1 rRNA gene is annotated in these 1,691 nt (G+C 59.9%); it reads left to right on the plus strand.

The features are described 5' to 3' along the window. The first annotated feature begins 67 nt into the window (after positions 1-67). A 16S ribosomal RNA gene (locus KDL01_RS40890) occupies positions 68-1,591 on the plus strand. Positions 1,592-1,691: the final 100 nt, after the last annotated feature.

The raw sequence follows: 1,691 nt of genomic DNA on the forward strand, positions 1-1,691 counted from the left end.
GATGCCAATTGTTTGATTGGCTATTATCCCGACCCCCGTCGGGATGTTTAGCCAGGTCATTAAATTCTTTTTGGAGAGTTTGATCCTGGCTCAGGACGAACGCTGGCGGCGTGCTTAACACATGCAAGTCGAACGATGATCCGGTTTCGGCCGGGGATTAGTGGCGAACGGGTGAGTAACACGTGGGCAACCTGCCCTCCACTCTGGGATAACTCCGGGAAACCGGGGCTAATACCGGATATGACTCGGGGTCGCATGGCTCCGGGTGGAAAGTTTTTCGGTGGAGGATGGGCCCGCGGCCTATCAGCTTGTTGGTGGGGTGATGGCCTACCAAGGCTTTGACGGGTAGCCGGCCTGAGAGGGCGACCGGCCACACTGGGACTGAGACACGGCCCAGACTCCTGCGGGAGGCAGCAGTGGGGAATATTGCGCAATGGGCGGAAGCCTGACGCAGCGACGCCGCGTGAGGGATGACGGCCTTCGGGTTGTAAACCTCTTTCAGCAGGGACCAAGGGAGACTGAGTGTACCTGCAGAAGAAGCACCGGCTAACTACGTGCCAGCAGCCGCGGTAATACGTAGGGTGCGAGCGTTGTCCGGATTTATTGGGCGTAAAGGGCTCGTAGGCGGCCTGTCGCGTCGGGAGTGAAAGCCCACTGCTTAACGGTGGGTCTGCTTCCGGTACGGGCGGGCTAGAGTATGGCAGGGGAGACTGGAATTCCTGGTGTAGCGGTGGAATGCGCAGATATCAGGAGGAACACCGGTGGCGAAGGCGGGTCTCTGGGCCATTACTGACGCTGAGGAGCGAAAGCGTGGGGAGCGAACAGGATTAGATACCCTGGTAGTCCACGCCGTAAACGTTGGGCGCTAGGTGTGGGGACTGTTTCCACGGTCTCCGTGCCGGAGCTAACGCATTAAGCGCCCCGCCTGGGGAGTACGGCCGCAAGGCTAAAACTCAAAGGAATTGACGGGGGCCCGCACAAGCGGCGGAGCATGCGGCTTAATTCGATGCAACGCGAAGAACCTTACCAGGGCTTGACATGCACGGTGCACCTCTAGAGATAGAGGGTCCTTTGGGGTCGTGCACAGGTGGTGCATGGTTGTCGTCAGCTCGTGTCGTGAGATGTTGGGTTAAGTCCCGCAACGAGCGCAACCCTCGTCCTGTATTGCCAGCAGCATCTTCGGATGGCTGGGGACTTGCGGGAGACTGCCGGGGTCAACTCGGAGGAAGGTGGGGACGACGTCAAATCATCATGCCCCTTATGTCCTGGGCTGCACGCATGCTACAATGGCCGGTACAGAGGGCTGCGATACCGTGAGGTGGAGCGAATCCCGTAAAGCCGGTCTCAGTTCGGATCGGGGTCTGCAACTCGACCCCGTGAAGTCGGAGTCGCTAGTAATCGCAGATCAGCAACGCTGCGGTGAATACGTTCCCGGGCCTTGTACACACCGCCCGTCACGTCACGAAAGTCGGTAACACCCGAAGCCCATGGCCCAACCCTCGGGAGGGAGTGGTCGAAGGTGGGACTGGCGATTGGGACGAAGTCGTAACAAGGTAGCCGTACCGGAAGGTGCGGCTGGATCACCTCCTTTCTAAGGAGCATCTGCCCAGGTAGGCCTGTAGTGGGCCGGCCGGGCCAGACCCGCTTCACCGGCGAGTGTCCGGTGGCGGAGCTCATGGGTGGAAACGTCG

This window comes from Actinospica durhamensis (genome assembly GCF_018139695.1).
GTDB classification, from domain to species: Bacteria; Actinomycetota; Actinomycetes; order Streptomycetales; family Catenulisporaceae; genus Actinospica; species Actinospica durhamensis.